Source organism: Enterococcus pseudoavium NBRC 100491 (assembly GCF_001544295.1).
In the GTDB taxonomy this organism is placed as follows: domain Bacteria; phylum Bacillota; class Bacilli; order Lactobacillales; family Enterococcaceae; genus Enterococcus_A; species Enterococcus_A pseudoavium.
Map to the genome: position 1 here is coordinate 17,136 of NZ_BCQF01000004.1, position 17,895 is coordinate 35,030.

Annotated in this window: 18 protein-coding genes; 6 read left to right on the forward strand and 12 right to left on the reverse strand. The window is 40.1% G+C overall.

Annotated elements, in window-relative coordinates; all coding sequences use genetic code 11:
* Window positions 1-7: 7 nt before the first annotated feature.
* Window positions 8-628, forward strand: a complete 621-nt coding sequence (locus EP1_RS02995; RefSeq protein ID WP_067623220.1) for an FMN-dependent NADH-azoreductase — start codon at window positions 8-10, stop codon at window positions 626-628.
* Window positions 629-655: 27 nt separating this feature from the next.
* On the opposite strand, the gene EP1_RS03000 is transcribed toward EP1_RS02995, so the two are convergent.
* Window positions 656-1,822: an AI-2E family transporter gene (locus tag EP1_RS03000; RefSeq protein WP_067623222.1), complete on the reverse strand. Its 1,167-nt coding sequence runs from the start codon at window positions 1,820-1,822 to the stop codon at window positions 656-658.
* A 12-nt stretch (window positions 1,823-1,834) separates the two neighbouring features.
* Window positions 1,835-2,179, reverse strand: a complete 345-nt coding sequence (locus EP1_RS03005; protein ID WP_067623225.1) for a PTS glucitol/sorbitol transporter subunit IIA — start codon at window positions 2,177-2,179, stop codon at window positions 1,835-1,837.
* Between the two features lie 107 nt (window positions 2,180-2,286).
* On the opposite strand from EP1_RS03005, the gene EP1_RS03010 reads away from it, so the two are divergent.
* Together EP1_RS03010 and EP1_RS13490 are read left to right on the forward strand one after the other, a co-directional pair.
* Window positions 2,287-3,306 carry a lactonase family protein gene (locus tag EP1_RS03010; RefSeq protein ID WP_067623228.1) on the forward strand — a complete coding sequence of 340 codons (1,020 nt, stop codon included), beginning with the start codon at window positions 2,287-2,289 and terminating at the stop codon, window positions 3,304-3,306.
* Between the two features lie 33 nt (window positions 3,307-3,339).
* Window positions 3,340-3,501, forward strand: coding sequence for a hypothetical protein (locus tag EP1_RS13490; protein ID WP_167540738.1), 162 nt, complete (start codon window positions 3,340-3,342; stop codon window positions 3,499-3,501).
* A 247-nt stretch (window positions 3,502-3,748) separates the two neighbouring features.
* Here EP1_RS13490 and EP1_RS03015 read toward each other — a convergent pair whose 3' ends face one another.
* On the reverse strand, window positions 3,749-4,174 hold the full coding sequence (locus tag EP1_RS03015) for a hypothetical protein (RefSeq protein WP_067623230.1): 426 nt from the start codon (window positions 4,172-4,174) through the stop codon (window positions 3,749-3,751).
* 157 nt (window positions 4,175-4,331) lie between these two features.
* Here EP1_RS03015 and EP1_RS03020 point away from each other — a divergent pair, with 157 nt between their 5' ends.
* A complete protein-coding gene (locus EP1_RS03020; protein WP_067623232.1) occupies window positions 4,332-4,838 on the forward strand; it encodes a GNAT family N-acetyltransferase in 507 nt (168 codons plus the stop codon).
* 47 nt (window positions 4,839-4,885) lie between these two features.
* Here EP1_RS03020 and EP1_RS03025 read toward each other — a convergent pair whose 3' ends face one another.
* The 8 genes from EP1_RS03025 to groES all read right to left on the reverse strand — a co-directional run bounded on the left by EP1_RS03025 (window position 4,886) and on the right by groES (window position 15,417).
* Window positions 4,886-7,561 carry a cation-translocating P-type ATPase gene (locus EP1_RS03025; RefSeq protein ID WP_067623235.1) on the reverse strand — a complete coding sequence of 892 codons (2,676 nt, stop codon included), beginning with the start codon at window positions 7,559-7,561 and terminating at the stop codon, window positions 4,886-4,888.
* 223 nt (window positions 7,562-7,784) lie between these two features.
* On the reverse strand, window positions 7,785-8,549 hold the full coding sequence (locus EP1_RS03030) for a tRNA 2-thiocytidine biosynthesis TtcA family protein (RefSeq protein WP_067623237.1): 765 nt from the start codon (window positions 8,547-8,549) through the stop codon (window positions 7,785-7,787).
* A gap of 19 nt (window positions 8,550-8,568) precedes the next feature.
* On the reverse strand, window positions 8,569-10,374 hold the full coding sequence (locus tag EP1_RS03035) for an LTA synthase family protein (protein WP_067623240.1): 1,806 nt from the start codon (window positions 10,372-10,374) through the stop codon (window positions 8,569-8,571).
* Window positions 10,375-10,481: 107 nt separating this feature from the next.
* Window positions 10,482-11,306 (reverse strand): NAD(+) synthase, encoded by an 825-nt coding sequence (gene nadE / locus EP1_RS03040; RefSeq protein ID WP_067623242.1) that lies wholly within the window; start codon window positions 11,304-11,306, stop codon window positions 10,482-10,484.
* 13 nt (window positions 11,307-11,319) lie between these two features.
* Window positions 11,320-12,792 carry a nicotinate phosphoribosyltransferase gene (locus EP1_RS03045; protein ID WP_067623245.1) on the reverse strand — a complete coding sequence of 491 codons (1,473 nt, stop codon included), beginning with the start codon at window positions 12,790-12,792 and terminating at the stop codon, window positions 11,320-11,322.
* 148 nt (window positions 12,793-12,940) lie between these two features.
* Window positions 12,941-13,300: a DUF1827 family protein gene (locus tag EP1_RS03050; protein WP_067623248.1), complete on the reverse strand. Its 360-nt coding sequence runs from the start codon at window positions 13,298-13,300 to the stop codon at window positions 12,941-12,943.
* A gap of 180 nt (window positions 13,301-13,480) precedes the next feature.
* Window positions 13,481-15,109, reverse strand: a complete 1,629-nt coding sequence (gene groL, locus EP1_RS03055; RefSeq protein ID WP_067623250.1) for a chaperonin GroEL — start codon at window positions 15,107-15,109, stop codon at window positions 13,481-13,483.
* Window positions 15,110-15,132: 23 nt separating this feature from the next.
* On the reverse strand, window positions 15,133-15,417 hold the full coding sequence (gene groES / locus EP1_RS03060) for a co-chaperone GroES (RefSeq protein WP_067623253.1): 285 nt from the start codon (window positions 15,415-15,417) through the stop codon (window positions 15,133-15,135).
* A 196-nt stretch (window positions 15,418-15,613) separates the two neighbouring features.
* Here groES and EP1_RS03065 point away from each other — a divergent pair, with 196 nt between their 5' ends.
* Both EP1_RS03065 and EP1_RS03070 read left to right on the forward strand, forming a co-directional pair.
* A complete protein-coding gene (locus tag EP1_RS03065) occupies window positions 15,614-16,258 on the forward strand; it encodes a CPBP family intramembrane glutamic endopeptidase (protein ID WP_067623258.1) in 645 nt (214 codons plus the stop codon).
* Between the two features lie 121 nt (window positions 16,259-16,379).
* Entirely contained in the window at window positions 16,380-17,000 is a 621-nt protein-coding gene (locus EP1_RS03070) for an NAD(P)-dependent oxidoreductase (protein ID WP_067623261.1), read from the forward strand.
* Window positions 17,001-17,048: 48 nt separating this feature from the next.
* Here EP1_RS03070 and walJ read toward each other — a convergent pair whose 3' ends face one another.
* On the reverse strand, window positions 17,049-17,858 hold the full coding sequence (gene walJ, locus EP1_RS03075) for an exodeoxyribonuclease WalJ (protein WP_067623264.1): 810 nt from the start codon (window positions 17,856-17,858) through the stop codon (window positions 17,049-17,051).
* Window positions 17,859-17,895 lie beyond the last annotated feature (37 nt).

The window sequence follows — 17,895 nt, forward strand, 5'->3', positions numbered from 1 at the left end:
GTTAATTTTGGCAAATGTTCTAGTAGTGAACGCTCACCCGTTAGCCGCTGAAGACTCTCAAACTGTAACTGTTTTGGATACTTTTATTGAAGCTCACCAAGCAAGTCACCCTGAAGATGTTTTCACCATGCTTGATTTATATTATACCGATCTTCCTGAAATTGACGGCGATCTGTTATTAGCATGGAAATCGCTGCAAAATGGAACTGAGTTCACCGAATTAAGTGATGTTCAGCAAGAAAAAGTTCGTGTGTTTAATGAATTTACCGACCAATTTTTAGGTAGTGAAAAAATTGTGATCGCTAATGCATTATGGAATTTAAATATTCCAACAAAATTAAAAGCCTGGTTTGATACAATCAACGTTGCTGGTAAAACCTTTAGATATACAGCAGAAGGTCCGGTTGGATTGGTCACTGATAAAAAAGCGATCCATATTCAATCAAGCGGCGGTACATACAACGGTAATGATTATTCAGCACAATATGTCAAAGGAATCTTAAACTTTATCGGGATCACTGATTTTGATTCAATTTACATTGAAGGTGCAGATTATGATCCTGCTAAGGCACCTGAAATCATGGCTGCTGCAAAAGAAAAAGCAAAAATTTTAGCGGCTCAATTTTAATTACTGCTAAAAAGAAGATCCTGTCGATCATTCATCGACAGGATCTTCTTTTTCTTCATCTTGATACAGATTGGATACACCTTTGTACCAGTCAAAAACATGGATTCCAATTACTTTTGCAACGGCGTAAAAGGGAATTCCTAAAATTACGCCGGCAATTCCGAAAATTTTTCCCGCCGTCAATAACACAAACATGATTGTTACGGGATGTATTTCTAATTGATTGCCTAAAACCAACGGTGAAACGATCCGTCCTTCAATCGTCTGCTCGATTGCAAAGACGATGATCACTTTTACTAACATGATTGGACCAGTCACGATGGCAATAAAAACCACCGGTATCATCGCTAAAAAGGAACCTAGATACGGAATCAAGTTTAAAAAGCCCGCCAAAATTCCTAAAGTAATCGCATAATTTAAACCGACCACGGAAAAGCCGATAATAAACATAACTGCGACGGCAAAAGCGACTGTCAACTGTCCGCGAATATACGAGGCCAATTGTGAATTCATTTCCGTCATGACCCGCAACGTGGGTTTCCGAACTTTGGTAGGTAAAAATTTAATAAAATACGGTGCCAGCTGATCGCCATCTTTCAACAAGAAAAAGAGGATAATCGGAGCCGTAACTAACGCAATCACCACTGTCGCTAAAGTGGAAACGACACTTCCTAAGCCTTGCAATGTCACTCGAGAAATATTTTGTGCTGTTTCAGTTAATGATTCTAATAACTTCTGTAAACTATTATCAAGGTGCTGCTGAACTGGTTTGAAGGAAGGATCTTTGAAGATCTCACTGACTTTATCGCTAACCGTATCAAAATAGCTCGGTAAACTGGTAATCAGTGAGCCAACTTGTTCACGAATCTGGGGTATAATAACGACAATCCCCCAAATAATCAGCGCCACTACCGCAATAAAAAGCAATACAATGGCGAACGTTCTTTTCAACCCTTTGCTTTCTAAGAAGTTAACGACCGGATTCATTAAATAGTAAAGAATCCCCGCAATCACTATCGGTAACCCCACGATCGCAAAAAATTGTCCGATTGGTTCAAAAAGATAAGAGACCTTTGTAAAAACCAAAGTGATCAGCAGTAGCAATAATACAATGATTAACGCTACAACCACTTGGCTATTTAGAAACCATTTCCAAAACCAAGAAGTTCTCTGCGTCAATTTCTTTTTATCCATGCACTCACACTCCTACTGAAATCTAATTTCCATACCAACTTCTAATTTGGGAAGCTGCTCGGGAACAACATAGATCGCATTGGGAATCGCACCGACTTCCTTCTGGAAGAAAACGGTCGCATGCCCAATTTCATTCAGCGTTTGATTAACCAGTGGTCCTACACCGACTACTTGATAGTCTTGAGCACCAAAGCTGATTTTCCCACCGACTTTTAAATCGATCGGCTCTTGACTGATTTTTTTCTGAACAATCGAAACATCTAACAAGTCTGGTGTTACCGTTTCACCAAAAAGAACGAAAAGATTTTCATCGTTAATCGCCGCTTTCCCGATTTGGGTTATTTCTGTTACTGTCATAAGTCACGCTCTTTTCTCATTTATTTTTCAATTATATCACAAAGTTTACGCTATCCAAGTATGAATAAACTTGCTAAAATGAGACATACAATGAAGGAGGTTTTTCCATGATCCAAAAAATAATTCTTGGTACCTATACACGTCGGATCAGTCAAGGCATCTATCAAATCGAATTAGATACCGCGACCGAGACTCTGAATAATCTGACTTTACTGACCGAAGAGACTAGCCCGACTTATCTGACAAAAAGCCAGGATGATTTTCTCTACTCAGTCACTAGCCGTGAAGGTCAAGGCGGATTCTCCAGTTACGATCCTCAAAATAATTTTCTGAATGCGGTAACAGAAGAAGGCGCAGCGCCTTGTTACGTGGCTGTCGATGAAGCTCGTCAGTTAGTTTATGGCGCCAATTATCATAAAGGTGAACTAAATACGTATAAAATCCAACCAGACGGCTCGCTTGCAGCTGTGACTTCACTGTTCCATAAAGAACCCACAGGCCCCCACAAGAACCAAGACAAGGCCCATACCCACTATACCGACTTAACTCCTGATCAACGCTTAGTCGTTTGTGATTTAGGAACCGACCGAGTTTACACGTATGATGTAACAACAGCTGGTGAAGTGGAAGAAGTTGCGGTTTATATCGCCGAACCTGAGACTGGCCCTCGTCATTTAGTCTTCCATCCGAATAAAATGATTGCTTATTTATTCGGTGAATTAGATAGTAGCGTCAGTGTTTTAGCTTACGATGAAGCAGACGGCAGCTTTACCCAAAAACAAAAAGTTTCAACTTTACCAAAAGATTTTACTGGTGAAAATGGCGGTGCAGCCATTCGCATATCAAATGACGGCCGTTACCTTTATGCTTCCAATCGTGGACACAATTCGATTGCCGTCTACGCAATTGCAGAAGATGGCCTACAGATCGAGTTGATTCAATCAATCTCAACAGAAGGTGATTTCCCCAGAGACTTTGCTTTAAGTCCTGATAATAACTATGTCGTTGTCGCCAATCAAAACAGTGATAACTTGACTTTGTATCGTCGTGATAATGAAAATGGGCTATTAAGTATGCTTCAAAAAGATGTTTTCGCACCAGAAGCCGTTTGTGTCTACTTTGAATAATCTTGCTTGAATTTTTATGGAGGTTAAAAATAGATGAATAAAGAAGAAGTCATTGAACGCCTAAAAAAAGATTTGGATCTACCAAACTTTAAAGGCCGATTAGAGGAAAAAGAATACAGTGAAGCAGACTATCAAAAAATCAAAAATGATTTAAACGATTATTTTGAAAACTATGTCCGGAACATCGAGAATTAAACAAAAAGCAGCTGAATCAACTCATTCAGCTGCTTTTTGTTTTCCACACTACAGATACTATCAGCAAATACAAAGAAACACCGATCGGCAAATCGGTGCTAAAAGGAGTATTACCTAAATGCAATGAAAAAGAAAAGGTTGTTATTGGTATGAACTAATCATACCCTACCGGTCCACTACAGTATTTAAAATAACGTTATAATACAATTAAAAAACCTTTGTTCTCTTTTTGAAACGGGATTGATCCTTATTTCAATAACAAATTTGTGATTTTTTGAATCGTTTTATAAATCGTATCGGTCGCTTCATCTTGTTTTTGTTCCGCAGCATTGAAGGCTTCTTCATTGATTTGTGGCAGTAAGCTGTCGGTCATCTCTTGACAGCCGGCAACGTATTGAATATAGGCCTTTTCAAAACGTTTATGATTCCCCATAACTTTTGCTGGTGCTTTCAACATTGCAATTTTTTCTAAATTTAAGCGATAGAACTCCGTACCTTCTTTGAATAGTTCATGAATCTCAGATAAGTGTTCTTGGTCAAACTCCGCTAGTTTCTTTTCGTCTAACGCTGAGCGAAGCTCCTCATAACTTGGGTGTAAACGTTCCCCCATTTTTTCTGTATTTTGAACGATCTCATTGATCTCGCGCGCATAAAATCCTGTATTAGGTCGCATGCCTTCATTCCTACTTTCTATCATATGATACTCTCATTTTACCGATTTTCCTTCAATATGCAAAGCACCTCAATAAATATTAAGAAATGCCTTCATTTCTGTTTGAATTGATGATACCCTTTGAACTAATAAATTCTTTTTATGGGGGCTGCTATTTATGGAGACAGTCATTCGAAAATGGCGGTTAGAGGATGCGAAGGATTTAGCGGAATTGTTAAACAACAAAAAAATTCAAGACAACTTACGAGATGGTTTGCCTTTTCCTTATACTGAAGAAGATGGTTCAGCATTTATTCAAGACCTGCTTGCTGCGGACCCAACCAAAACATTTGCTTTTGCAATCGTGAATACTGCCGACCAAGCAATCGGCAGTGTCGGAGCTTTTCGCTGTGAAAATATCCATCAGCAGACTGCTGAGATAGGTTACTATTTGGCCGAGGACTATTGGGGACAAGGTTTCGTTACTAAAGCTGTGAAGCAGCTGACCCATTATCTTTTTGCCGAAACAAATATCATTCGAATTTTCGCTGAGCCTTTCTCAACGAATCAAAGTTCTTGTCGTGTGCTTGAAAAATGCGGTTTCCAACTCGAAGGAACTTTACGGAAAAACGCAGTGAAAAATGGTGAAGTAAAAGATATGCGGATGTATGCTTTGATCAAATAAAAAAACTTCGCATGACGATCAATTTCTGATCGCATGCGAAGTTTTATTTATTTTTTCATTGCTGCCCGTTGGAAGGCTTTAACGATCTCAACGATTGGGATAATCGCAAAGGATGCTCCAATTACGATTCCCCATTGATAAAGATCGAGATGAGCCACTCGGAAGATATCATTCAATCCTGGCACAATGATAATCACCATCATCAAAGCAAAGGACAATAAAATCGCCCAGTTGAAACTCTTATTACGGAACGGTCCAACTTTGAATAATGATTGATGAACAGACTTCACGTTAAAGGCATGGAACAATTGCATCAGACCTAATGTTGCAAAAGCCATCGTCAACGCATCGGAATGGATTTCTGTGTAAGTCGTGTGAACCGGCCATTGGATTGCTGACCAGTAAACAAATAATACTGTGGCAGCTTCTAAGATCCCTTGATAGATAATACTTGAGAAGACACCGCCAGAGAATAAGTTTGAGCTGCGGCCACGCGGCTTATGCTGCATCAAATCTTTTTCAGCTGGTTCCATCCCTAAGGCAATCGCTGGGAAGGTATCCGTTACTAAATTGATCCACAATAAGTGAATCGGTAATAACGTATCCCAACCAAGTAATGTCGCGATAAATAAGGTTAAGACTTCCCCTAGATTCGCAGCTAGTAAATATTGAACTGCTTTTTGAATGTTTGAGAAGACTTTCCGTCCCTCTTCAACCGCCACAACAATTGTCGCAAAATTATCATCAGCAAGCACCATATCAGAAGCTCCCTTAGAAACTTCCGTCCCTGTGATCCCCATACCGATCCCGATATCAGCTTGTTTCAAGGCTGGCGCATCATTAACACCATCGCCGGTCATAGCTACAACTTTTCCTTCTTTTTGCCAAGCTTTGACAATCCGAACTTTATGCTCTGGTGAGACCCGCGCATAAACCGAATAATCTTCAACTTTTTGGGCAAACTCCTCGTCAGACATTTCGTTTAACTGCGCACCCGTCAAAACTGAATCATCGTCGCCTTTTTCAATAATCCCTAAACGAGCAGCAATTGCTTCAGCCGTATCCTTATGGTCACCAGTGATCATGATTGGACGGACACCCGCTTCTTTAGCTACGCGTACAGCTTCGGCAGCTTCAGCTCGTTCGGGATCGATCATTCCGACTAAACCAGCAAAGATCAAATCATTTTCAATCACTTCTGATTCTAATTCTGTTGGCACTTGATCGACATACTTGTAAGCCATTCCCAAGACACGCAACGCCTGCTGCGCCATATCTTTATTATTGGCTAAAATATCTTGTTTTTCTTTTGCAGTCATCGGTAGAACTTGTCCATTTAATAAAATTTGAGAAGCCCGATCAAGTAAAACATCCGGTGCTCCTTTAACCGCAACTAAGATCTTTCCGTCACTTTCCTCGTGAAGCGTACTCATCAATTTACGATCCGAATCAAATGGCAATTCAGCGACCCGTGGTTCTGCTGCAACTTTTTCACGAACATCAAACTGATTGTTCAAGCCAAATTGGACCAATGCTGTTTCGGTTGGATCACCAATCAAGCTACCATCTTGAGCAATCTTTGTGTCATTGGCATAATTCATGACTTTCATCGCCATGCTGTCTACCGGAACTTCGCCGTTTGCATCATATTGATGATTATCAACATATAATTTTTCAACAGTCATTTGGTTTAGGGTTAAGGTACCAGTTTTATCTGATGCAATAATATCAGTTGAACCTAATGTTTCAACGGCTGGTAATTTACGGATTACTGAATTCCGTTTCGCCATGACTTGTGTGCCTAACGCTAAAATAATCGTAACGATCGCTGGCAATCCTTCTGGAATCGCGGCAACTGCCAATGAGATCGAAGTTAGTAACATATCGACCCAAGAGGTGTTGTTGAAGAAGATCCCAACGAAAAACATTACAACTGCAATAATAATAATCGCAAAGGTCAAGAACTTACTTAATTGATTCAAATTAGTTTTTAGCGGAGTTTCCGTTTCATCCGCTTGCGCTAACATTCCGGCAATTTTTCCGACTTCGGTGTTCATCCCAGTGTTAACGACCACACCTTTACCACGACCATAGGTCACATTACTATTTGAATAGGCCATATTGACACGATCACCAATTCCGACTTCGCCTTTGTCAATCACGATCAGTTCTTTTTCAACTGGAACAGATTCACCGGTTAAAGCTGCTTCTTCAATTTTCAATGAAGCAACTTCAATCAAACGCAAGTCGGCCGGTACTACATCGCCGGCTTCTAGCATCACGATATCGCCGGGCACAAGATCGGTCGATTTTACTGAGCTGATATGTCCTTCACGTAAGACATTTGCATTGGGAGTCGACATTTCCCGTAATGCTTCGATCGCTTCTTCCGCCTTCGATTCTTGCACTACCCCCATCACCGCATTGATGATTACGACCGCCAAAATAATAATAGAATCGACGACTTCATGTGAGACAACTGCAGAGATCACAGCCGCAAATAATAACACAATGATCATTAAATCTTTGAACTGTTCGATGAAACGAGCGAACATACTTTTCTTTTCGCCCTCTTCTAACTCATTCAAGCCATACTCAGCCAAACGTTTTTCCGCCTCAGCAGTGGTCAGTCCTTCCTCAGTCGTTTGGACTTCCGCTAAAACTTGTTCTGTTTCCTCTGAATAAAAAGGCTTTATCAGTTGTTGTTTTTTCTCCTCAGACATTTTCTTCCTCCTTCAATTAGTGTTCCTTTTGGAAGTAAAAAAATAGAGACTCCTGTATGCTAAAAAACATACATAAGTCTCACTATTTAAGACAACACCAGAAAAATATCTTTTCTTGCTGGTGGCGTTGCCACAGCTTACGCTGCTAGTTACTCCCTCATGAATACAAAACGAATTATATCATGAGAAAAGCGATAAATACAATCTTTTCTTCTGGGGTCAATTAATTTAAAAGGCTTTCATGCTGGGCTTTTGTCCAAAAGTCTTCGCTGTTGCCCTGTTCCATGCCCATAATGAACTTTTCACGAATATCGGGATAGGTCTGTGCCAAGTTGGTAACTAAATTTTTGATCTCTTCTCGCTTGGTCTTTTTATCCACAGGACAAGGATTAAAAATCACTGGCAGCTCTTCGCGTTTCACAAGTCGTATGATTTGTTTTTCTTCCAGATAAATCAGCGGCCGGATTAGAGTCACGTTTGTCTTGGATAAGTAACTTCTCGGCTCAAAACTGTTCATCCGTCCGTGAAACAAAAAGTTCATGAAATACGTTTCAATCGCATCATCCACATGATGACCTAACGCGACTTTTTGACAGCCAAGCTGACTGGCGTGATTGTATAAGATCCCTCGCCGCAGTTTCGCACAGAGGGAACAAGGAGATTTTTCCGCGCGAATATCAAAGACAACTTTGGCAATATTGGTCGGGACGACTTCTAATTCGTAGCCTAATTCTTCAACAAAATCCTTCATTGGCTGAATATCGCAGCCTTCAAAGCCCATGTCAAGCGTGATCGGTACTAGCTCAAAATCAAAGCCTAACCTTTTCTGCCGGCGAATTTTATCTAATAAATACAGTAGCGTAGTGCTGTCTTTTCCACCACTCATTCCGATGGCCACTTTATCACCCGGTTCAATCATTTGATGGGTCAAAATTGCTCGGCGCAGCGGATTGTAATAATTCTGATTATCTTTCTTTTTAAATGCCATCGTAACTAGCGACTCCTGTCTAATTAAAAAAATTTTCTTTTAAGCTAAATTGCTTGCCGGTGGTAATATCATATTGGATCATTTGATACTCTTGATAAATCTTTGCTTGCTCTTTCGTCAGTTTAGCCTCTTTTGACCACGTACCATTTTGGTAATACATGCCTTTTTCAAAAGCTGGCAAAACTTTTTGCAAGGACATCAATAGGTTTTGAAAACCGGTCATCGGAAGTCGCCCTTGTTGGAATAAATCTGCGGCAAAATAAACTGGACTGGTTACGGTACGCTGATTGTTTAATTGATGTTGATTGTCATACATCAAAAATTCTGTTTCATGCAAGCGATACCCTTGATTTTCCGCTTGGATCGCCTCGGAATAAATCCCTGGCAAATGATCCCCCCAGAAAACAACTAAGGTTCGTTGCGGCAACTTATCCAGTGCTTGCAAGAACTCTTTTAATGCTTCGCTACTATAAGCGATGTCTTGTAAATAACTACGTACTGCTGAACTATTATCGCCCTTAGCTAAATAAGGCAGCTCAGAATACTTGTTCTCATAAGGCATGTGAGTCTGCATGGTCACTAAATGCAAAAACTGCGGCTGGCTATTTTTTTTCAGCTGATCCATAATTTCCTGATAGGCCGCCTGATCCGAGATATACGGATTATTTTCAAGCGTAGCGGTATGCTTCATACTGTCTTCGTCTAAGAATTGATCAAAACCAAAAGTCTGATAAACATCTTTTCTTTTATACATCGACGTGTTGTACGGGTGGATCGCCGTTGTTTGATATCCCCGCTGTTGTAAAGTGGTTACTAATGAAGGAAAGGTCTGAAATTCTGGCACGAGCATCGTGTAGGGAGTCGTCATTTGGGCATTAAATAACTCCATCGAAAAGCCTGTCAATGCTTCAAATTCAATATTAGCCGTACCGCCGCCATAATTTTGCGACAACATTTGACCGCTAGTCGTCTGATCTGCGACTTCACGATAAGCTTGCAGCGGATCGCCCCCTAAAATATCCAAGCCCTTCAACCGACTCGGATCAGAAAAGCTTTCACTCATGACGTAAACAATATCGGGGTGTTCAGTCTCTTTGGGTTCCGTAGTAACTTGATATTTTTCAGTGATTTTCTTAACGTTGGCTGCCGAATACGCTTTAGGCTGTGCCATCGCCTCCACTGGCAAATTGTATAAGAAACCGCCCATAAATCCTGTATTATAGTAATTCATTTTCTGGCTGTAGGGAATCCACAAGGCGGTCTTATCGTAAGCTTTACGTAATAAATTATTCTGTTGGTTAAACCCGCCGATATAGATCAATAAGAGACTGGTTAATATAAAGATAACTCCGCGTAGTCCTTGCTGCCAATTTTTCAAGTGCAAACTTTTTTTCAAACTAAAAATGAGCAAAAGCAGGCCTAGCGCTAATAACGCTAAAAACAATAAAAAGATCCCTGTTCCCACCAAATCGCGGATCATTCCGAATTCGATTACCATTTTTAAATCATCTGGATAAATCGGCTCCATCCGATACTTCATCTTTAGAAAATTTGCAACTCCGACTCCAACGATCACTAAAAGATAAAATAAACTGCCCGATTTCAATGAGCCTAACAAACTACTCAACCAGCCATAAAAAATAAACAAGACGAGACAGCCTAAAAAGAATTTTTCTGTGTGCCAAGAAAAAGCAAACTTAAACGCTAAATCAAATGAAAAAGCATTTTGGGTTAATTGTAAAAAAAGATTTGAAACAATGATCAAACCTAATACGCCAAATCCGATTAACCATTGACGCCAAGGTAATTTATGAAATTTTTGCATAATCCTCTCCCATTCATGAACTCATAACATTTTAGCTAGAAAAGACAGGAATGTAAAGAAGCACAAAAAAGCCTAGCAAGGCGTATTCTCTGCTAGGCAAATATTTATTATTTCCAAAAATCATCGAAGATTGTAATTGGTAAATGACGTTTATGTTGAGTCTTATTCCACCAATTTTCAATCGTGGCTTGAGCTTTGGCATCGATCGGCTTACCTTCCAAGTAATCATCGATATCGTCATAAGTCACACCCAGAGCCACTTCATCGGCAATCAGTGGCTTGCCATCTTCTAAATCAGCCGTCGGAACTTTTAAATAGATCGCTTCTTCAGCCCCTAATTCCTTCAACAACATTTTCCCTTGGCGCTTATTCAAACGGAACAATGGTAAAATGTCGGCTCCCCCGTCCCCAAACTTCGTAAAGAAACCAGTGATATTTTCCGCTGCATGATCCGTCCCAATCACTGCTCCCTGATTATCTCCGGCGACGGCATATTGAGTGATCATTCGTTGGCGGGCTTTGATATTGCCCTTATTGAAATCGCTGATGGTCACCCCGGCTGCTTCTAAAGCGGCGACTTCCGCATCGACGGCTTCTTTAATATTGACACTTAAACTAACATCTGGCTGTATAAACGCTAATGCCTTTTGAGCATCTGATTCATCAGCTTGTGTGCCATACGGTAGGCGGACCGCAATAAATTGATACTGGTCATCACCCGTTTCAGCTCGCATCTCTGTCATCGCTAATTGCGCTAGTCGGCCGGCCAAGGAAGAATCTTGGCCGCCGCTGATTCCTAAGACGAAGGTTTTTAAGAAAGAATATTTTTTAAGGTAGGCCTTTAAAAAATCGATACTCTTTCGAATCTCTGCTTCGGGATCAATTGTTGGTTTGGTTCCTAACGCTTTAATAATTTCTGCTTGTAACGTCATGTCCCATTCACTCCTAATCTTCTTGTTGCAAGTACATCATAGATTCGCGAACTTGTTTCATGATTTTATTTTTGTGATTCCAGCACTCCGTTGACAAGTCGACGGGATATTTTTGTGGATTCAGATCGCGTTTATACTCTTCCCATAAAGAATCCAAGCTGTTTTTAGCCGTCTGTTTGACTGTTTCTAAATCAGGCAAATCATAGACCAACTGGCCATCAACAAAAATATCTTTTAAGATGGGACGCGCTTCAAAGTTCTTCACCGTTTTATTGACATACGTGTAGACCGGATGGAACATAAAAATCTCCGTTTCTTTTCGAGGATCTTCATCCCAAAGGGTCACATAATCGCCTTCTGACTTACCATCAGATTTGCGAGTGATTCGCCAAACTTGCTTTTTACCCGGTGTCGTAACTTTTTCTGCGTTGCTTGAAAGCTTGATCGTATCGACCATTTCACCTTGTTCATTTTCAATCGATACTAATTTAAACACAGCGCCCAATGCAGGCTGATCGTAGGCTGTAATCAATTTAGTTCCCACACCCCAAACATCGATCTTCGCATGCTGCATCTTTAAGTTTTGAATCGTGCCTTCATCTAAATCGTTTGATGCATAGATTTTAGCATCTGGATAACCGGCTTCATCCAATTGTTGACGAACTCGTTTAGAGATATAAGCCATATCCCCGCTGTCGATCCGCACGCCTAAGAAATTGATTTTATCTCCCATTTCTTTGGCTACCTTGATCGCATTTGGCACACCTGATTTGATCGTATCATACGTATCTACTAAGAAGACACAATCGCGGTGAGTCTCAGCGTATGCTTTAAAACCGTCATAATCATTTCCATAAGACTGGATCAAGGAATGGGCATGAGTTCCACTGTCAGGAATCCCAAAAATTTTACCAGCACGAACATTACTCGTGGCATCTGCTCCGCCAATATAGGCAGCTCGTGTCCCCCATAAAGCTGCATCCAATTCTTGTGCACGTCTTGTCCCAAATTCTAATAAAGGATCCGTACCGATAACTGATTTGATACGAGCTGCTTTAGTCGCAATCAGCGTTTGGAAGTTTACGATATTCAACAAGGTAGTTTCCACTAATTGGCACTGTAGTAGTGGGCCTTCTACTTGAATGATTGGTTCATTATTGAAGACCAATTCGCCTTCTTCCGTCGAACGAACCGTACAGGCAAACTTGAAATCACGTAAATAATCAATAAAAGCACTTGGATAATGTTCCACTTCAGCCAAATACGCAAGATCACTTTCGCTAAATTGTAAATTCTCCAAGTATTTTACCAAACGTTCCAAACCGGCAAAAATGGCATAACCATTATCAAATGGCATATTTCGGAAGTAACACTCAAATACTGCATGAAGATCCGCTCGACCCGTTTCCCAATAAGTTTTCATCATATTGATTTGATAAAGATCCGTATGGAGTGTCAAACTGTCATCTTCGTACAACTTTTTCATAATCATGCTCCTCGTTTGTTTTAGTAATTTAAACTATTTCATCCATTATAGCATAAGAACTCCGTAGGAACAGTCTTAGCTTCTCTCCTTCGCCGCTTTTTTTCTGACCAAACGACAAAAAAAGAGAAAGGCAGCGGCCCTTCTCTAATTAGTTATTAGGAACTTTATATTCTACCGAAATAATATCTTTGTAGGATTCTTTCGGTCTGATCCCTGCATCTAGAATCTGTTTTTTATATCCAACATCTACCACAACATCTTTCCGCTCCACTTTCAACAAGCGGTTGATGATTGTATCGACTTCTTTATGACTGATTTTACGATGACGATTCAATAGCAATAAGTTAATTGTATCGAAGCGATCAACATAAATAATTTTTGTGCGGTCATAGGCGTACAGTTTTAGTAACTTTACCGCCTCGCGCTGATCAAAAAAGTATCTGGTTATATTTGGATACAAGGTTTCTAAATTAACGTTGCTATTTAAAGGTGTCTCGATTAATTTCATCAGCAGTCTCCTATCTATTTGAATTTTTTAATTAAATAAAAAATAATCCTTCACTAATATTTTACCACAGAGAAAAAATTTTTAACCAACCTACCAAAAAAATTTAGCAAAATGTGCCATTTTGGAAGAAAAAAGTCATCGAAATCATTTCCGATGACTAATTTAAAGGCATTGATAAGCTTACATCATGCCGCCCATCATTGATGGGTCCATAGCAGGGGCAGCGGCTGCGCCACCTTCTACTGGTTTGTCAGCAACGACTGCTTCAGTTGTTAATAATAACGCTGAGACAGATGCTGCATTTTGTAAAGCAGAACGTGTAACTTTCGTTGGGTCTACGATACCAGCATCGATCATATTGACATATTCACCAGATGCTGCATTAAAACCAGTACCACGATCAGCATTTTTTAGTTTATCAATTACGACTGAACCTTCGAAACCAGCATTTTCCGCGATTTGACGAACTGGTTCTTCTAGAGCGCGAACGACAATCTTGATACCCGTAGCAACATCGCCTTCAGCAGCTAGTTCAGAAACTTTCTTGATAACGTTAACTAACGCAGTTCCACCACCAGAAACGATTCCTTCTTCAACGGCTGCACGAGTTGAGTTCAGAGCGTCTTCAATCCGTAGTTTTAATTCTTTTAATTCCGTTTCAGTTGCTGCACCGACTTTGACAACTGCCACTCCGCCGGCAAGTTTTGCTAAACGTTCTTGTAATTTTTCACGGTCAAAATCAGAGGTTGTTTCACCGATTTGACGTTTGATCATTTCAACGCGGTCTGTTAAAGCGGCTTTGTCGCCAGCTCCTTCAACGATTGTTGTATTGTCTTTATCAACCACAACTTTTCCAGCAGTTCCTAAGTTTTCGATTGTCGCTTCCTTCAAATCTAAACCAAGATCTTCTGTAATCACTGTTGCACCAGTCAAGATTGCAATATCTTCAAGCATCGCTTTGCGGCGATCACCAAAACCAGGAGCTTTTACGGCTACAACGTTGAATGTTCCACGGATTTTGTTCAATACTAAGGTTGGTAATGCTTCACCATCTACATCATCAGCAATGATCAACAATGAACGAGATTGTTGCAAGACTTGTTCTAATAATGGCAAGATGTCTTGAATGTTAGAAATCTTTTTATCCGTGATCAAGATATATGGATTTTCTAATACTGCTTCCATTTTATCGTTATCAGTTACCATATATTGAGAAAGGTAGCCACGATCAAATTGCATCCCTTCAACCACATCTAATTCAGTATCGATCCCTTTTGATTCTTCGATTGTGATAACGCCGTCGTTACCAACTTTTTCCATTGCTTCAGCGATTAATTTACCTACTTCTTCGCTACCTGATGAAACAGCCGCAACTTGTGCAATCGCATCTTTAGAATCAACAACTTTAGAAATGCTGTGTAGTTCTTCAACGGCTGCTTTCGTAGCAGCTTCGATTCCGCGACGGATGCCCATTGGGTTCGCACCAGCAGTAACGTTTTTTAGGCCTTCACGAACGATTGCTTGAGTAAGAACAGTTGCTGTCGTTGTTCCGTCACCAGCAATATCATTGGTTTTTGAAGCTACTTCAGAAACCAATTTTGCTCCCATATTTTCAAAATGATCTTCTAATTCGATATCTTTTGCAATCGTTACACCATCGTTTGTAATCAATGGAGAACCGTAAGATTTCTCTAATACAACATTACGTCCTTTTGGCCCTAATGTTACTTTAACTGTATCTGCTAATTTATCGACACCACGAAGCATTGCTGCACGTGCATCTTCAGAAAATTTAATATCTTTTGCCATGATTCATTCACCTCATTAATTTTTTATTCGACAATTGCCATAATATCTTTAGCTGCGATAATCAAATACTCGCTGCCTTCATACTTCACTTCTGTTCCAGAATATTTTTCAAACATTACCATATCACCAACAGCTACTGGCATTGGACTTTTTTGACCGTTTTCAAGTACATTGCCTTCACCTACAGCTACAACTTTAGCGGTTTGTGGTTTTTCTTTAGCGGCAGAAGCTAAGACTAGACCGCCAACTGTTTTTTCTTCTTCTTGAGTCACTTCAAGAATGACACGATCACCTAATGGTTTTAACACGATAAATCCCTCCAACTAGTAATGATTTCAAATTCATTAGCACTCGATAACCAAGAGTGCTAACCTACATTTCTTATCATACTCATTTTTGTTTCTTTTTGCAAGTCCTTCGTCTGCATTTTTAAATTTCCCTCCCATAAGCTTTGCTAAAATTTATGATATACTAAGGAACAATACCTATTAGAAAGGGAAACAAATGAACGAAAAAAAATATAGTTTCATTACGATCTTTACGTATGGATTTGTGCTATTTTCACCGATCATTTTTCTACAGGTTTTCCATGCAAATCCCTCGCAAATCATTCAACTGACAACACTGGCCTATTTTTTGGGAGCACTGTTGATGATTTTTTATCGTTCCAGATCACAGTTGTTCGGCTTGGAACGACAGCAAAAAAATAGGCTACTGACTATTTTGCTCGGTCTTTTCGGGATTCCCGCCTCTTTACTGCTGCAAATGGTTATTTTACAGATTGAGCAACGTATACTGGGACAATCAGTTGTATCACAAAATACGCAGAATATCGTTCAATTAATCAGAGATAATATGATTTTCATTTTAGCGACGACCATTGCCGGTCCAATCATGGAAGAATTTGTCTTTCGACGTGCAGTCTTCGGTGCCTTAGAAAAACGTTTTGGTTTTTGGTTCCCGGCGCTCTTAAGTTCCATCCTGTTTGCTTTAGCTCATAATGATGGTCACTACCTTTTGTACGCGGGTCTAGGCTTACTTTTTTGTAGTGTGTATCGTTATAGTGGTCGCATTTGGACTTCTATGATTACTCATGTCGGCATGAATCTATTAGTCATTCTCGCACAGTTAGGAATCCAATCCCATTGATTCGACACAAATCCTTTGCCTTTTTATCAAAAGCTCCTTAGACTGTCACTATAGTCTGCGGAGCTTTTTTTTACTAAAACAACACGTTTGACTTGATAATAAATGATTGAGGAGGATTTTTATGAAATTAGCGATTATTGGCGCCACTGGCAATGCTGGTTCTCTAATCTTAAAAGAAGCGCTCGACCGTGATTTGGCTGTCACCGCCATCGTTCGACATCCAGAAAAACTTAAAGTAAAAGTTCCCACGTTAGTTAAAGATTTATTCGACCTAACTAAAGAAGACTTGGCGGATTTCGATGTGCTAATCGATGCCTTTCGTCCACCGTTGGGAAAAGAAGAATTGCACCAAACTTCATTGCAGTACCTAAGCAACCTTTTAATTGGAACGGATACGCGTCTACTAGTTGTTGGTGGAACTTCTTCATTATTCATCAATGAAACACAACGAATGATCGAAGTCTCGGACCCCAAAGCAGATTATTATCCGACTGCTTATAATATGTACCAAGCTTTTTTAGAATTACGAACTACCGAAAAGCTAAACTGGACGTATTTAAGTCCCGCTGCTTATTTTAATCCTGATGGAAAACAGACAGGCCATTATCAAGTCAGTGATGAGCATTTACAAAAAAACGCTGAAGGTAAAAGTGAAATCAGTATGGCTGATTATGCCATCGCAATGATTGATGAGGTTGTCACACCGAAACATTTGAACCAACATTTCAGCGTGTACAGCTAACAAATCTTGCAAAAAAAGACAAGCTCGCATAAAAGCAAGCTTGTCTTTTTAGATTGCAAATAATTCTGTTGCACTGTCTGGATCAGTATCGAAAACTTGGAATTGATAATTCACGCCTAAATCATAACGCGTCAAGGTCTCCTCCATCGTCATGTGTGCTAATTCTTTCATATTGTTTTCTTTACTCAAATGGCCCAAATAAATCCGCTTCGTTCGATCACCCAGGATATCGGTCATAACTAACGCACCATCTTCATTTGACAAATGACCTTGGTCGCCTAGAATCCGCTGCTTCAAACTCCAAGGATACGCACCCATCCGCAGCATCTCTAAATCATGATTGCTTTCTACTAAATAAGCATCCGCATCCCGAATCGTTCCTCTAACCTGTTCGCTGGCATACCCCGTATCTGTCAACATCACAAAAGAATGTCCGTCTTTATAAAAACGATAAAACTGTGGCGCTGCCGCATCATGGGAGACACCAAAACTCTCAATGTCTAAATCCCCAAAAGTTAGAACTTTTCCCATTTCAAAGATATGTTTCTGCTCTACGTCAACTTTTCCAATCAAAGGAGCCATCGCTTCCCAAGTCTTTTCGTTGGCATAAACCGGTAATTTATATTTTCTGGCAAGAACGCCGACACCATGGATATGGTCGCGATGTTCATGGGTAACTAAAATCGCATCTAGATCCTCAGGTTTTCGATCGACCTCTGCTAACAGCGAAGTGATTTTCTTTCCACTCAATCCAGCATCTACCAAGATTCTTTTTTGCGGACTTTCTAAATACAAGGAATTCCCGGTACTACCGCTGGCTAAAATGCTGACATTGAAGGCATTATTCATTTCTAACATGAGCAATTGGTCCCCTCTTTTAAAACTGTTCTCAGTA